The following is a 15480-nucleotide window of genomic DNA, read 5'->3' on the forward strand; positions in this document are numbered from 1 at the left end:
AATCTCCGCCACTTGGAAATGCGTGGAATCAGGCGGAGGGCTCCGCCGGGATCACGATCTCGGTGGCCCGTTTCCGGCGGTCCTTCGCCTGCAGCACCAGCAGGCTGAAGAAGATCTGCAAATAGAAGGCCGCCACGATGAAGCTCGGGAGCGCGTTGATGCAGCAGTGCAGCGTCCAGTAGCGGGCTTGCCGGGGCAGGCGGGTGCGGTCGATCTTCATGGGGCCGAGGTCACGCTTCTCTCATGAGGAGACGATGAAGTTGAGGCGAAAAGACCGCGGTCACCGGGAAAGGTCCCGACCGACCGTGCCGGAGGCGGTCCGGCCGGAAGGCAAAGGCTCGCGCAGCCGACCCGGGTGCCTTATGCTGGCGGCACTATGGCAGTTTCACGCAACGGCACGATCGGCATTCTCACGGCAGGTGGAGACTGTCCCGGACTCAATGCGGTCATTCGCGGGGTCGCGAAAGGGGCGATGCACTACGGCTTCCAGGTCATCGGCATCCAGGACGGCTTCCGCGGCCTGGTGGAGAACCGCCACATCCCCCTCGACAACCGCATGGTCAGCGGAATCCTCACCCAGGGGGGAACGCTGCTCGGGAGCAGCCGCGACAAGCCGCACAAGATGCCGATGGGCAGCGAAGTCATGGACATGACCGGGGTCGCGGTCGAGAACTACCGTTCGATGAATCTCGACTGCCTCGTCTGCCTCGGCGGCAACGGCACCGCCAAGAACGCCTTCCGGCTCCACAAGAAGGGCGGCATCAACGTCCTGCACCTGCCGAAGACCATCGACAACGATGTCGCCGAGACCGACATCACCTTCGGCTTCGACTCCGCGATGGACATCGCGACCGAAGCGATCGACCGCCTTCACACCACCGCCACGAGCCATCACCGGGTGATCGTCTGCGAGATCATGGGCCACGACACCGGCTGGCTTTGCCTCGGCAGCGGAATCGCGGGCGGAGCGGACGTGATTCTCATCCCGGAAATCCCCTACGACCTCGAAGTCATCGCCAAGAGCCTCATGCAACGGCAGCGCAGCGGGAAGCGCTTCTCCATCGTCGCGGTCGCCGAAGGGGTCCACTCGAGGGAGGAAATCAAGGCCATGGCCGAATCCGGCCAAAAGAAGCGCAAGGAGAAGATCGTCCACCAGTCCGAGGACGGCGTGCATCTGGTCCAGGAACCGGTGGCGAGCCGGATCGCCCGCGAGATCCAGCAGCGCACCGGGGTCGAGGCCCGCGTGACCTCGCTCGGGCACGTCCAGCGCGGCGGCCCTCCGACCTCCTTCGACCGCCTGCTCTGCACCCGTCTGGGCACCAAGGCCAGCGAACTCATCGCCGAGGGCCACTTCAACGTCATGGTCGGCGTCAAGGGCACCGAATGCGTCCCCATCCCCCTCGAGAAGGTTGCCGGGATCAAGCGCTTGGTTCCGGCCGACCATCCGTGGATCCAGACCGCGCGGCTGGTCTCGACCTGTCTCGGCGACGAGGTCGCCTGACGGGTCACGGTTTCCCGAAAAGGTCCGCCCCGTCGTGGTCCGGTGGGCCCATCTTCTGGATCGCCTCGCCCGCGCGATCTCCTAGACTTCCAACCCGATCGCCCCGGATCATCGCGACCTCCATCCCATGAATCTTCAGCTCCGCCTCATCGCCGTCATTCCCGTGCTCCTCGGCCAGTGGGCCCCCGCCATCATGGAACGGGGCGACTACCCCTGGGGCACGAAGCTTCGCTGCTTCTACGACGACGAACTGCAGCAGGCCATCGGCCCCGCCTGGTTGCTGAATCTCGGCCCGACCGGGATCCGCGCCCGCATCTACCCGGACAAGGCGGATCAACTCGCGGTGAAGTATGTCTTTCAGGACGCCAAGTCGCCGGCCAAGGGCCTGGTCGCGATCGGCGACATCATCGTCGGTGCGAACGGCAGCAAATTCAAAACGTCCCACCGCTTCGGGCGCAACCTGCCGGGCGGTGGCGGCTGGGACGGCCCGATGCTCGAACTCGCCGGCCACCTCGAGGACAGCCAGGGCACGGATGGCGTGCTCAAGCTGATCGTCTGGCCGCAGGGGGATCGCCAGGGCGAAAAGGAAGTGCCGATCCAGCTGGAAGTCGTCGGGCGTTTCGCCGAGACCTTTCCCTACAACTGCGTCCGCTCCGAGCAGATGCTCGAGAAGCTCTGCGAGTTCATGGTGATGGACTACGAGTCGGGGAATTGGAAGAAGGAGAACGCCTTCTACGGGGGGCCGCACAACGAGGGCCACCAGATGCTGGCCCTGATGGCCGCCGGCATTCCGAAGTACGACCGCTTCGTCAAGGACCACATCTCCAGCTACTACGGCAAGCGCTACGATCCCGCCGGCGGCGGCTTCCAGACCTGGAAGTGGGGATTCGAGGGGATCGTGATGGGCGAGTACTACCTCCTTCATCAGGACCGGAAACTACTCCCTGCCATCGAGTCGCTGACCGCCGCGATGCCGCTCGGTTCGCGCCATGGCAACGGCATCTACACCCATCGCTCGGAACTCAACCTCCGTCTCACCGGCCGCAAACCGTACGCCTCCATCGCCGCGATTTCCGGGCTCCAGATGGTCGCGATGAGCCTGTTCGACAAGGCCGGCATCCCCTACGACGAGGATCTGCGCCAGACGATCCACCAGCATTACCTGAACAGTGCCACCGAGTCGTCGCTGAACATCGCCTACGCGTTCGGCAGCGCCGACCGCTTCAACGATGCGGACATCACCCACCGCCACGCGATTCTCAAGCTGGCCGACAAGAGCAAGGGCAGAAGCGGCAAGGGGCCGGGCTTCGTGGTGCCGACCGGCATGCGGGACCTCGGCGAGTACGAGATTTTCTGGCCGACCAAGGCCGACCCCCGCTGGAAGCCGACCGACTGGATCGCCAAGGAGGCCGGGACCAACATCGTCACGGAACTGAAGGATCCCGGCGTGGTGCGGGTCGACCGCAACCACCCCGACTATCGGCAGGCACCCGAGCCCACCAAGCCGTACAAGACCACCAAGTCGGGCGGACACCTGGCCCCGGTCGGCATGGGCGCGCTGGCGCATCTCATCGGCAATCGCCCCGGGTCGTGGGATTACCTCGGACAGCATGCGGCGAATACCTGCGTCGTCGGGCCCGGCAACATCTTCGACGGCCACGCCTCCTCGAACCTGAGTGCCTTCTGGGCCATCCTCGGCGCGGCCCAGAGTGATCGCCCGGAAGCGCTCCGGGCCTACCTCGACTACATGAAGACCTTCCTCATCCTCTCGGAAGCGCACAACGGAGGGCTCATCATCCAGCCCTGGGGCCGCGACCGCCCCGGCTCGAATTCCGATGTCAGCTACGGCCCCCGCACGCTGGCCACCGCCACCGGGGCCATCGTGCTCGCGCTCGGCAAACGCCGCCTTCAGGTCACCGGTGCCAACCTCGGCCGGACGGAGGAGGCCGATTCCGATTCACGGCTCCGGTCGCTCGCCCGCAAGGCGCGCACGCTCCCTGGCGGACACTACGAATTGCTGAGTGAAGGCTTGCTGAGCACACTGATCGAGCTGAGCGAGGCGGGTTCTCTCGAACCGCTCGCGATGGAGCTTTCCAAGGCCCGGGCCAAGGTCTGGCTCGCCAAGGTCGAGGACGGCGGCAGGCTCACCTTCCAGGCGCTGCAAAGCGACAGGCAGGCGGTCTTCGAATACTCCGAACTCGCCGCCGAGGACCGCACGCTGCTGGCCCGGTTGGTGGCCCGCTACCGTCCGGAAGACGTCGAAGCCCAGGCCACCGCGGGCATCTTCTGCGAGATGATCGGCGACACCAAGGCCGCCGACAGCTACTACGAGAAGGCCGGCACCGAGCTCAAGGAGCGGCTTGACCGGATGTTCGAGCAATAGGGCCATCTTCATCCCCCCCCGCACCATCATGAACTCAATCCTCCGATCCCTCTCCTTCCTCGGTTTTGCGCTGCTCGTGTGCCTCACCCCGGGCATGGGCGACACCGTCAAGGTCTTCATCCTTGCCGGCCAGGCTTGGGTGAAGTCGCGGGCCGAGTAGGTGACGAATTTCCGCCGGTCGGCGGATGGTCCCGAGCCTCACCTGCCCACGTCAGGCCCCGGCGAACTTGACAACGATCCTCCAAAACCCACCCTGTTCGACATCATGAAAGCGCATGTCCGTCGCCTCCTTGTCCTTGGATCGCTGGTCTTTTCCGTCTGGCTGCTGAGCGGTTGCTACTACGACCCCTACGCTCCCAACTACAATTCCGGCGGCTATCACGGCGGCGGCTATCCACAGGGGGGCAACCGCTACGCCTACGACCGGGGACTGAAATACGGCAGCCAGGACGCCCGCCGGGGATTGGCAAGGCAGGCCAGCCGCCACTGGAACGTCGTCCCCGTCCAGGACCGCGAAACCTTCGCCCAGGGCTACAATGCCGGATACCACAGAGGCGGTGGCCACGGTGGTGCCGGGGCTACCGGCCCGGGACAACAAGCCTACAACCAGGGAGTCGGCTACGGGGCCGCGGACGCCCGCAGAGGCCTGCCGCGCCAGGCAAGCCGGCACTGGAACGTGGTCGCCGGACCCTATCGCGAGGCATTCGCCACGGGCTACAACGTCGGCTACAAACGCCGCTGACCGGGAGCCACCGCGTCAGAAATTCATAAGGCCGGGCCGGGCGTATGGAAGCCCTGGCCGGCAAGGGTGACGAACTTGTCGCCGGGGAAGGATCCTGTCCCCTCGGATCGCCTTGAAATTCCTGTCACAGGCTGTTCGTATTTTCCCCAATGACCAGCGCGGAAGTGATTCACGCGGCCTCGGCCTGAGCATCCCCGGGAATCTGCTGCCCGCCCGACCCGCCGAATTCGTCGCGCCGCCATCGCCACAACGGGTCGATCCCCCGCCACCATCATTCTGCTAGATTCCCAGAGATCGTCCGCCATTCCATGAGCAACACGCCGTTTCAAGCCCCGAGTCCCGAGCATCTCGCCGAACTTCTTCCACAGTTTGCGATCCAGGGCTTCATCGCCCAGGGCGGGATGGGCGCGGTGTACACGGGCCGCCAGAACTCGCTGGACCGCGACGTCGCGGTGAAGGTCCTGCCGCGGGAACTGGGCGAGGATCCCGAGTTCCGCGAGTCCTTTGCCGCCGAGGCAAAGGCCATGGCCCGCCTCAACCACCCCAATCTCATCGGCGTCTTCGACTACGGCGATGTCGACGGGATGCCCTACATCGTGATGGAGTATGTGCAGGGCTGTTCGCTACACGAGTCGGCCTACGGCCAGGCGGTCGAACCGGATCAGGCCGTCGCGATCGTCAAGGGCATCTGCGACGGGCTCGCCCATGCCCACGAGCACGGCATCGTTCACCGCGACATCAAGCCGGCCAACATCCTGCTCACCCTGAAGGCCGAACCGAAGATCGGGGATTTCGGCCTGGCCCACGCCGCCGATGCGGAAACCCCGGGACTGGTGATGGGGACGCCGGGCTTCACGGCACCCGAGGTTTTCCAGGACCCCAATCAGGCCGGACCGCTGGCCGACATCTACTCGGTCGGCATGATTTTTCACCAACTCCTCACGGGGATCGATCCGACGGGCACCCAGGAACCGCCGAGCCAGGCCACGGGCAACATCCGCCTCGACGCGATCTGGCGCAAGGCGACCGCCGCCCATCCCTCCCAGCGCTACGCCAGCGTCGCCGAAATGGGCAAGGAGCTGGAGAAATGGGCGACCAACAAGGCGGGCATCGCCGTGCCCACCGGCCCGGCGAATTTCCAGACGGGCCCGCGCCCGATGCGGCCCAATACCGTGACCGTCAACAGCGGTGGCGGAACCGGCATGGGCATGTCCGCCAAGCTTGCCATCGCCGCGGTCCTCGTCGCGGTGGTCGTCTTCACCTACCAACTCCTCCAGGAATACAAGGAGGACATCAAGGGAGGCATCGCCGAGGCCAATGGTCATGAGCTGGGAGGCTCCTCCGATCCCGGTTCCGCCGACCCGTCGGCGATGCCCGACCCACACCCCGTCTCGTCGGACGGCCCGACTCTTCCGGATGGGGTCGAGTTCGCTCCGGCGGAAGATCCCGAACCCGTCGAGATCGGTTCAATCGACGATCCCGTGATGGATCCGGACGACCCGGGGACCACGATGGAGGAGGACCCGGACGAGGAACCGGTGGCGGTCGCGGATCCCGGGGACGAACCGGAGGTGGAGCTCGAGCCGGGCGACCCCGAGCTGAGGGAGAAGGCCGTCGGCCTGATCGAGGACGCCCGGGACAAGCGGGACCAGGAACTGGCCGAGAACGTCAAGGGCTTCCTCTTCAAGCTGGGAGTCGCCAAGCGTGGTGCCGCTGACGACGAACTCGACCTGATCGACCGGATCGAGGAGGACTACGAGATCACCAGAAGCGTCCGCGTGATCGAGCCCGAGGCGACCCGCGAGTTCCCCGACCGGATTGCCGAGATCTGCCGCGAAGCCCACGCCAAGGAGGAGTCGATTGACGAACTCCACCGCACCAACCTTGGCCGGATCCGTGATGCCTACGTGCGGCGCCTCGAAACCGCCGCCGATGAATCGTCGGACGACGGACTCAAGCCCCGGTTGCTGGCCCAGGCCGGACGGGCGGCCGACCTCGACGAGTGGGTGGCGCTGCTCTCACCGGAGCCCGAGGCGACGAACCAGCCCGGGAATTTGAGCTTTGTCGCGACCGGTGGTTTCGTCGGGCATTGGGACATCGAGACCGACAACCTTACCCAATGGATCGCCGAGGCCGACGGGGTCGTCACCATCAACGACGGACAGTGGAAGGGCAAGACGGCCACCTGGAAGATCCTCGAGGACGGCACCTTGGAGATTCACTGGCCGGACAAGCCGCGCCCCTACGTCTTGACGAAAAATGGTGAAGGCTGGATCGGCAAGACCTCCTTTGGTAAGCCGGTCACCGTCACGCCCGGGGACTGGTGATTGCGGAGCCCGCGAAAACGGCCTTGGGAGAAGCGCGAGTTTTTTCGTGGCCGCGGCAGGCTTGCCAGCCTTTGGTCGCTCTTCCCGCCACAAATCCATTTGATTCAAAGTTCCCGATGAAACGATCCCTGATCATCACCTCTTTGCTTCTGGCGGCATCTGCCGCCGGGTCGGCCGAAGCCCCGAAACAAATGACACCTCCCCATGTCGTCCTGATCATGACCGACGACATGGGGTGGATGGACCTGTCGTGCCAGGGCAATGACAAGCTGCGAACCCCGAAGATCGATGAGCTGGCAGCGGAGGGGGTCCGCTTCACCGATGCCTATTCCGCGGCGCCGGTCTGTTCACCGACACGGGCGGCGCTGATGACGGGCCTGGCCCCCGCCCGCCTGAACATCACCCAGCACGGGGCCGATATCCCGAGGTTCTGGCCGGAGGATCGCACCATCCAGCCGCCGCAGGTCGAACACATCCTGCCACTGGATCAGGTCACTGTCGCCGAGCGGCTTCGGGAGGCGGGCTACGCCACCGGTTTCTTCGGCAAGTGGCACCTCTCGGGCTCGCACGTGGAGGAGGACGATCCGTCCACCGGAGGAGCGGCGTTTTATCCCGACAAGCAGGGCTTCGACGTGAACGTCGGTGGCTGTGGGATGGGCGGGCCGCCGACCTACTTCGATCCCTACCGCATTCCCACCCTCGAGCCGCGCAAGAAGGGCGAATACCTCAGCGAGCGCCTGGCGGACGAAACCATCGCATGGATGGAGAAACACCACGAACAGCCGATGTTCGTCTGCCTGTGGACCTACAACCCCCACTACCCCTTCGAGGCACCGGCGGAATTGATTCCCAAATACGAGGGCAAGGAGGGCCCGGGTCTCGTCAATCCGATTTACGGGGCGCAGATCGAAGCGACGGACAAGGCGGTCGGTCGCGTGCTCGACGAGATCGGCAAACTCGGAATCGAAGACAACACCCTCGTCATTTTCACCAGCGACAACGGCGGCTGGAGCGGCGCCACCGACAACCGTCCGCTGCGGGCCGGAAAGGGATATCTCTACGAAGGAGGAATCCGCGTCCCCCTGATCATCCGCTGGCCGGGCGTGACCCGGCCCGGGGCGCTCGACGACACGCCGGTCATTTCGATGGATCTAACGGCCACGATCCTCGAGGCCACCGGCACCGGGGCGAAGGAACTCGAAGCCCTCGATGGGACGTCCCTCAAGCCGGTGCTCGGGGGCGGAACCACTTCCCGCGATCCGCTCTGCTTCCACTATCCGCATTGGGCCTTCCACAAGGAAAACCGCCCCGGCTCCGCGATCCGGGATGGAAAATACAAACTCATCGTCCGCTACGACGACGAATCGGTGGAGTTGTTCGACCTGAAGGCCGATCCGAGCGAGACCAAGGATCTCGCCAACGAGCTTCCGGAAGTGACGAAACGACTGAAGAAGCAGTTGGACGCATGGCTCGAGGAAACCGGCGCCCGCCGACCGACGCGGGTCGAGTAGCTTGAGGAGAAGGCACTCCAACGGGTGCAAAAAGGTGGGCTCCCCCCCCTCCGGACCGGTCGCCACGGCACTTTGGGAATTTGGAGGAGTGGTGGCGCTCTCCTTCATGCGCAGACATAGAAAAGGCGGACCCGAAGGCCCGCCCATTCTTTCAAGGGGTTGGAAACCCCTTCTCCATATTCACTGACAGGCTTCGCACTCCCCTCCATTCAGCATCGCGTCGATGGAGCAGGCGTTCTTCTCGGCCTCGGTGTAAGTCTTCTTGGCCGCGGGAGCAGCGGTCCCTGCCCCGCTCATGACGCCGCGGATGGCCTTGTCGACCTTGCCGGTGGAGCTTTCGACGTCGCTGGCCTGGAGCGTGCGGAGGTAGTAGGTGGTCTTGAGACCCTTCTCCCAGGCGCGGCGATACATGTGGCTCAGGTTCTTCATGTCGGGCTGGGCGAGGAAGAGGTTCACGCTCTGGCTCTGGTCGATCCACTTCTGGCGGCGCGCGGCGGCGTCGATGATGTACTCGTAGCCGACGCTGAAGACGGTCTTGTGCTTCTGCTTCAGCTCCTCGGGGATGCTTTCGATGTCGTCGAGCTCGCCCTTGAAGTACTTCAACTCGTCGACCATCTCCTGGCTCCACAGGCCGGCCTTCTTGAGGTCGCGGACGAGCTCGCGGTTGAGGACGATGAAGTCGCCGCTCAGGTTGCTCTTCACGTAGAGGTTCTTGTAGTTCGGCTCGATGCACGGGGTGGTGCCCATGATGTTCGAGATGGTGGCCGTCGGCGCGATGGCCAGCACGTTGGAATTCCGCATGCCGTGCTGGGCGATCTTCTCGCGGACCACGCTCCAGTCCATCTTGCCGCCGCGGGGGACGTCGATGGCCTTGCCGCGCTCGTCCTCGAGGAGATCGACGGTGTCCTGCGGCAGCAGGCCGCGGTCCCACTTGGAGCCCTTGTAGGTGCTGTAGGGGCCGACTTCGGCGGCGAGGTCGCTGCTGGCACTGTAGGCGTAGTAGGCGATGGCCTCCATGAACTCGTCGTTGAACTCGACGGCGGCGTCGGAGGCGAACGAGAGGCCGCGCTTGTAGAGGGCGTTCTGCAGGCCCATCACGCCGAGGCCGATCGGGCGGTGGCGGGAGTTCGCGGTCTTGGCGGCCTCGGTCGGGTAGAAGTTGATGTCGATGACGTTGTCGAGCGCGCGGATGGCGACGGTGATCGTCTCCTTGAGCATCTCGTGGTCGAGCGCGCCATCGGCGGTGACGTGGGTGTCGAGCACCACCGAGCCGAGGTTGCAGACGGCGGTTTCCTCGTCGGAGGTGTTGAGGGTGATCTCGGTGCAGAGGTTCGACGAGTGGATGACGCCGCAATGGTCCTGCGGCGAGCGCAGGTTGCAGGGGTCCTTGAAGGTGATCCACGGGTGGCCGGTCTCGAAGATCATCTTGAGCATGCCTTTCCACAGGTCGATGGCGGGCAGCTCGCGGGACCAGATCTTGCCCTCGGCGGCCATGGCCTCGTATTCGGTGTAGCGCTGCTCGAAGGCCTTGCCGTAGAGGTCGTGGAGGTCGGGGGTCTCGTTGGCGCGGAAGAGGGTCCAGTGCTCGCGGGCCTCCATGCGCTTCATAAACAGGTCCGGAATCCAGTTCGCGGTGTTCATGTCGTGGCAGCGGCGGCGCTCGTCACCGGTGTTCTTGCGCAGCTCGAGGAAGTCTTCGATGTCGTTGTGCCAGCTCTCGAGGTAGGCGCAGCCGGAGCCGCGGCGCTTGCCGCCCTGGTTGACGGCGACGAGCTGGTCATTGTGCAGCTTGAGGAAGGGGATGATGCCCTGCGACTCGCCATTGGTGCCCTGGATGTAGCCGCCGGTGCCACGGACGGCGGTCCATGAGCCGCCGAGGCCGCCGGCCCACTTCGAAAGGAAGGCGTTTTCGGCGACGCCACGGAGCATGATGGACTCGATGGAGTCGTCGACCTTGTAGAGGTAGCAGGACGAGAGCTGGCTGTGCAGGGTGCCGGAGTTGAACAGCGTCGGGGTGGACGAGCAGAAGCGGCGACCCTTGTAGAGGTTGTAGAGGCGGATGGCCCAGTCCTCGCGCTTGGTCTCCTCCTTCTTGAAGAGGCCCATGGCAACGCGCATCCAGAAGAACTGCGGCGTCTCGATCCGGCGGTGCCGGTCGCCGGTCTTGTCGACGATGAGGTAGCGGTCGTAGAGGGTCTGGATGCCGAGGTAGTCGAAGTCGAGGTCGGCGGTCGGATCAAAGGCCTCGGCCAGGGTGTCGAGATTGTAGAGCTCGAGCAGCTCGGGATTGAGGCGCTTGATGGCGATGCCGTGCTTGAGGTAGGTCTTGAAGGCGGCCTTGTGGGCGGCTTTGAGCTTTTCGACCCCGTCGCGCAGGATGGACCAGTCGAGAACCTCCTCGTAAACGTAGGAAAGCAGGATGCGGGCGGCGAACTTGGCGAAGTCGGCGTCCTTCTCGATCAGCGACTTGGAGTTGAGGATGACGGTGTTCTTGAGGTCCTTCTCCTTGATTTCGGCGCCGACCGAGCGGCGAAGCTCGCGCTCGATCTCGGCGTCGGTGAGGCACAGGTCGAGGCCGATGGAGGCGAAGGCGATGCGCTTCTTGAGCTCGGTGCCGTCCCACAGCTTGGTCTCGCCGTCGTCGGTGATGACCGTGATGAAAAGGTCCTGATCGGTCTCGTCGGGTGACTCCTCGTTCTCGACGCGCAGGCGGGCGCGCTCGTCGCGGTAGCGGATGTAGTGGGCCGCGGCCTTGTAGTGGCCCTGCTTCATCAGCTCTTCCTGGACCATGTCCTGGACGTCCTCGATGTGAACGAAGGACTGGTCGCCCTGGCGGACGCGCTCGGTGACGGCGGCGGCGATGTCGGTCGCCGGCTCGGGGATCTCGTGGATGGTGAGGAAGGCCTTGCGGACGGCGATCTCGATCTTGGTTTCACTCCACGGCACCACGTTGCCATTGCGGCGGATGAGGCGCACGGGAAGCGCGTGCGGCTGGGTGCCGGCGGAGATGTTGCCGCCCTTTTCGATCGAGCGGCGAAAGGCCAGCGACTTGGCGACGTCGTAGGCATCGTTCTCGAGCAGCGCCTTTTCAATGAGCAGGTAGAGGTCCCCTTCCGAGAGCCGCAGGCGACCGCCCTCGTCGAGGGTCTTGGTCAGCGAGTTGGCGACCGCGTGGGCGACATCCGAGACGAACTTGCGGTTTTCCTCATTGAAAATGGCATCGTCCCCCATCTTGCGGGCGATGAGGAGGTCGGTGAGCGATTCGCCGATGGCATCGGCGACGTCCTCGAGCGAGAAGTGGGCCTCTTCGTTGCCGCGGGTCACCGTGATGTCGGTGATCGGCTTGCGTCGATCCGCTGGCAGGACTTCGCGCCAGGTGTGGGCGCGGTCGCAGGCGGGAAGGGCGAAGCGGTCGGTGATGACTTGCTTCAGGTTGAGGTCTTCGTCGAGATTCAGATTGGTGTACATTTGGGGCGGTAGGTTCTTTGGAGGTTAGGGAGTGGGTGCGGGTGGCGGGCGAAGTGCCAGGTGAGCGGTGATCAGTGATCGGTGGCAGAGTTGCCGAGGCGGCGTTTGAGGGAGTTGATGAGGCCCTGAAGCATGCGGGAGATGACCCGGGTCTCGTTGATCATCGGGCGGGAGTTTTCGAGGGAAGGAAGGTCGAGGCGCTGGCGGACTTTTTCGGCGACGTAGAGCTGGGTGCGGAGTTCGCCGCAGGAGCCCTTCGAGTAGCGCAGGAACTTGATGAATTCGGCGGTGCTGTCGCGCTCGGCGCCTTCGGCGATGTTGGACGGGATCGACAGGGATGAGCGCTCCATCTGACCCCGCAAGGCGAAGTCTTTGGAGTCGGCAACCGCGACGTGGACGTCGACCGCCAACTGGCAGCCACGTTTCCAGACATCGAGGTCTTCGAAGGTTTCAATCTCGCTCATTTCCCTGACGTTTCCCAATCACACACACAGATCACTGCTCACCGATCACCTGACACTCGCGCGCAAGCGCGCCTTAAAGGTCGTCATCATCGACGTCACCGAGGGCGGAGGCCTTCTGGTACTCGGTGACGCGGCCTTCGAAGAAATTCTGCTCCTTCTTGATGTCCATCATCTCGGCGAGCCACGGGAAGGGGTTCGAGACGGGTTCCGACTGGAGCGGAGCGAGGCCGCAGGAGGTCAGGCGGCGGTCGGCGATGTAGTCGATGTACTGCTCGAAATCGGCCGCATTGAGGCCAATGCCGGCGACCGGCAGGCAGTCGCGGATGAATTCCTTCTCGAGCCGGATGCCCTCGGCCATGGTCTGGCGGAGGTCCTCGCGGAAGTCCTCGGTCCAGATGTCCGGGTTCTCATCGACGAGGTCCATCAGCAGGTTGCGGAGGAGCTCGATGTGGTTCGACTCGTCGCGCAGCGTGTAGCGGAACATCTGGCCGATGCCCGGGAACTTGTTCTGGCGGTAGAGGCTGAGGATCATGCCGAAGAGCCCGTAGAACTGGGTGCCCTCCATGCACTGGCCGAAGAGGAAGATGTTCTTGGCCAGGTCCTGCTTGTTGCTGGTGACCGTGAGGTCGATGTCGCGGCGCATGGCCCGCGAGTTCGAGACCACATAGTGGTTCTTGGCGGTGATGGTCGGAACGTCCTCGAACATCGCCTCGCACTCGTGCGGGTTGAGGCCGATCGAGGAGAGCATGTAAACCAGCGAGTCGGCGTGGATGTTTTCCTCGTGGGCATGGCGCCCGAGGACGAGCTTGAGCTCCGGGGCGGTGACCACCTCGCGGATCACGTGGAGGATGTTGTCGCCGACGATCCCCTCGGCGGCGGAGAAGTAACCGATGCCCATCTTGATGATCCAGCGCTCGACGTCGGAAATCTCATCGCCGGAGCGCCACTGTTCGACGTCCTTCTGCATCGGGATGTCCTCCGGCTCCCAATGGTTGTTCTTCATCGTCTTGTAGAGGTCGTAGGCCCACTGGTACTTGAGCGGCAGGATGTTGAAGAACATCGTGTCCTTGCCATTGATGACCTTCTTGGCGGCGAAAGCCTGCTCGGCCTTCTCTTTGTCGAGGGTGAAGGTGCGGGTACCGACGGTGATGGTGGTGGTGGCAGACATTTTCGGGCGAAAAACGGGTGTTAATTCAGAAGTATTGACGGAATTTAGAGCGCAAGGCGCAGCGTTGGGGATACTGCGACAGTTTGGCGGATCCGGACAAGTCGATTTTGCTCATATGGTATTCACAAATCTATTCACACACAAGATGTGGTATTAAAGAAGTCGCAGCGGGGGCTTGACTCGGTGCTTTGGAATCGCCCGCTACTGAAAATCAAGGTTTTCGGAAAGATTGAGCAAAAAGCGAACGGGCCGGGATTGCGTCTGGAAAAATCTCGGCCGCCGAAATCCAGTGGATGCCGCGAGGAAAATTCTAAAATGTTAGGGGACTTCAGGGGACTTCGGGACCTTTCCACCCGGTTTTTCAGCATGCAAATTTTTGCGGAGCCTGAAACGGCAGATCGTCGCTGATGTGCGTGTTTCAACGTAAGATGCTGAACGCGAAACGCTAAGGTCGCCCTGGGCACTAGCGAGCTCACGCCGCCGCGTGGCGGGTGAATCGTTCCGGCAGGGGTGGCCGGCGGGAAGGGGCAAACGGACTTCGGAACATCCGGGGAGAGCGGGTGCCGTCGGTCGGCGGGAGCGCCATCGCTCGTCGAGCGACGGCGGGGCCACTTCCCGCTCGTCACCAACGCCGGAACCACTCTCGAGGTCCCCCAGCTCTGCGAGCCACTCCGGCACGGCGGGACGCGACCGGGTCGCGCGAATCCTTTGCCATCTTCCAGCTGGTCAGGGCGGGTAGGATTCCCGAAGCTCGCCGCCGTCATGTCCATCGATGTCTCCCTCCTCGCCCGCATTTGCGAAGCTCCCGGTGCCCCCGGCCATGAAAAGGCCATCCGCCAACTCATCCTCGCCGAACTCGACGGTCTCGCCGACGAGGTGAGCACCGACAACATGGGCAATGTGGTCGCGCTCAAAAAGGGTCGCTCCTCCAAGAAAAAGGTGATGGCGGCCGCGCACATGGACGAGATCGGGTTCATCGTCACCTACATCGACGACAACGGCTTCCTCCGTTTCAACCCGGTGGGTGGCTTCGACCCGAAAACACTGACCTCGCAGCGGGTGCTGGTTCACGGAAAGAAGGACATCCTCGGAGTGATGGGCTGCAAGCCGATCCACATCATGACCCCTGAAGAGCGCGGCAAGAACCTGAAGATCGACGACTACTTCGTGGATTGCGGGCGGACCAAGAAGGACATCGAGAAGATCGTGTCGGTCGGCGATTTCATCACCCGCTGGGCACCACTCGAGGAAATGGGCGACTGCGTGACGGTGAAGTCGCTCGACAACCGACTGTCGGTCTTCCTGTTGCTCGAGACGCTCAGGAAAATGAAGAAATCGCGCAAGAAGCCGGCCTACGATTTTTATGCGGCCTTCACCGTGCAGGAGGAAGTCGGACTGCGCGGCGCCAATGTCGCGGCGCTGGAGGTGAAGCCGGACTTCGGCATCGGCCTCGACGTGACGCTGGCGGTCGACGTGCCGGGCACACCGTCGCACCAGAAGGTCACCTCGCTCGGCGAGGGGGCGGCGATCAAGCTGATGGATTCCTCGGTGATCTGCGACTACCGGATGATCGCCCACATGAAGGCCGTCGCGGCGCGCAACAAGATCAAGTGGCAACCCGAGATCCTCGGGGCCGGCGGCACCGATACCGCGGCGCTGCAGCGGATGGTCCCGGGCGGCTCGATCGCCGGAGCGGTGTCGATCCCGACGCGGCACATCCACCAGACCGTCGAGACGGCTCACAAGAAGGACATCGAGGCGGGGATCAACCTGCTCACCGCCTGCGTCGCCGAGCTCGACCAAGGCAAGTGGGCGCTTTGAGGATAGGGGTAGGGACGGCGCATTGGCTTGCGCCGCCCCTCCCTTCGAACCGGACGTGCGGATCTCCCGCATCCGGCTGTCCAGTCAGCGGTTTG

11 protein-coding genes are annotated in these 15480 nt (G+C 63.9%); 7 read left to right on the top strand and 4 right to left on the bottom strand.

Translation table 11 applies throughout. The features are described 5' to 3' along the window. Nucleotides 1-28: 28 nt before the first annotated feature. Nucleotides 29-220: a hypothetical protein gene (locus tag ACG2LG_RS18800; protein WP_396261608.1), complete on the bottom strand. Its 192-nt coding sequence runs from the start codon at nucleotides 218-220 to the stop codon at nucleotides 29-31. Nucleotides 221-376: 156 nt separating this feature from the next. On the opposite strand from ACG2LG_RS18800, the gene ACG2LG_RS18805 reads away from it, so the two are divergent. The 6 genes from ACG2LG_RS18805 (at nucleotide 377) to ACG2LG_RS18830 (ending at nucleotide 8464) form a co-directional block, all read left to right on the top strand. Beyond that, nucleotides 377-1501, top strand: a complete 1125-nt coding sequence (locus tag ACG2LG_RS18805; protein ID WP_396261610.1) for a 6-phosphofructokinase — start codon at nucleotides 377-379, stop codon at nucleotides 1499-1501. Between the two features lie 127 nt (nucleotides 1502-1628). Next, nucleotides 1629-3884: a DUF6288 domain-containing protein gene (locus ACG2LG_RS18810; RefSeq protein WP_396261612.1), complete on the top strand. Its 2256-nt coding sequence runs from the start codon at nucleotides 1629-1631 to the stop codon at nucleotides 3882-3884. 28 nt (nucleotides 3885-3912) lie between these two features. Then, complete coding sequence (locus ACG2LG_RS18815; RefSeq protein WP_396261614.1) at nucleotides 3913-4044, top strand: hypothetical protein; 132 nt, start codon at nucleotides 3913-3915, stop codon at nucleotides 4042-4044. Nucleotides 4045-4149: 105 nt separating this feature from the next. Beyond that, nucleotides 4150-4626, top strand: coding sequence for a hypothetical protein (locus tag ACG2LG_RS18820; protein ID WP_396261616.1), 477 nt, complete (start codon nucleotides 4150-4152; stop codon nucleotides 4624-4626). A gap of 308 nt (nucleotides 4627-4934) precedes the next feature. Next, complete coding sequence (locus tag ACG2LG_RS18825; protein ID WP_396261618.1) at nucleotides 4935-6953, top strand: protein kinase; 2019 nt, start codon at nucleotides 4935-4937, stop codon at nucleotides 6951-6953. Nucleotides 6954-7069: 116 nt separating this feature from the next. Then, nucleotides 7070-8464: a sulfatase gene (locus tag ACG2LG_RS18830; RefSeq protein WP_396261620.1), complete on the top strand. Its 1395-nt coding sequence runs from the start codon at nucleotides 7070-7072 to the stop codon at nucleotides 8462-8464. 180 nt (nucleotides 8465-8644) lie between these two features. On the opposite strand, the gene ACG2LG_RS18835 is transcribed toward ACG2LG_RS18830, so the two are convergent. From ACG2LG_RS18835 to ACG2LG_RS18845, 3 genes are all read right to left on the bottom strand, one after another. Continuing rightward, nucleotides 8645-11932 carry a ribonucleoside-diphosphate reductase subunit alpha gene (locus ACG2LG_RS18835; protein WP_396261622.1) on the bottom strand — a complete coding sequence of 1096 codons (3288 nt, stop codon included), beginning with the start codon at nucleotides 11930-11932 and terminating at the stop codon, nucleotides 8645-8647. Between the two features lie 71 nt (nucleotides 11933-12003). Next, the gene (locus ACG2LG_RS18840) at nucleotides 12004-12396 is read right to left on the bottom strand and encodes a four helix bundle protein (RefSeq protein WP_396261623.1); all 393 of its coding nucleotides are present in this window, start codon (nucleotides 12394-12396) and stop codon (nucleotides 12004-12006) included. Nucleotides 12397-12469: 73 nt separating this feature from the next. Next, nucleotides 12470-13564, bottom strand: coding sequence for a ribonucleotide-diphosphate reductase subunit beta (locus tag ACG2LG_RS18845; RefSeq protein WP_396261624.1), 1095 nt, complete (start codon nucleotides 13562-13564; stop codon nucleotides 12470-12472). Nucleotides 13565-14326: 762 nt separating this feature from the next. Between ACG2LG_RS18845 and ACG2LG_RS18850 the strand changes: the two genes are divergently transcribed. After that, nucleotides 14327-15385, top strand: coding sequence for a M42 family metallopeptidase (locus ACG2LG_RS18850; RefSeq protein ID WP_396261626.1), 1059 nt, complete (start codon nucleotides 14327-14329; stop codon nucleotides 15383-15385). Nucleotides 15386-15480: the final 95 nt, after the last annotated feature.

It is taken from the genome of Haloferula sp. A504, from assembly GCF_044385805.1.
GTDB lineage: Bacteria > Verrucomicrobiota > Verrucomicrobiia > Verrucomicrobiales > Akkermansiaceae > Haloferula.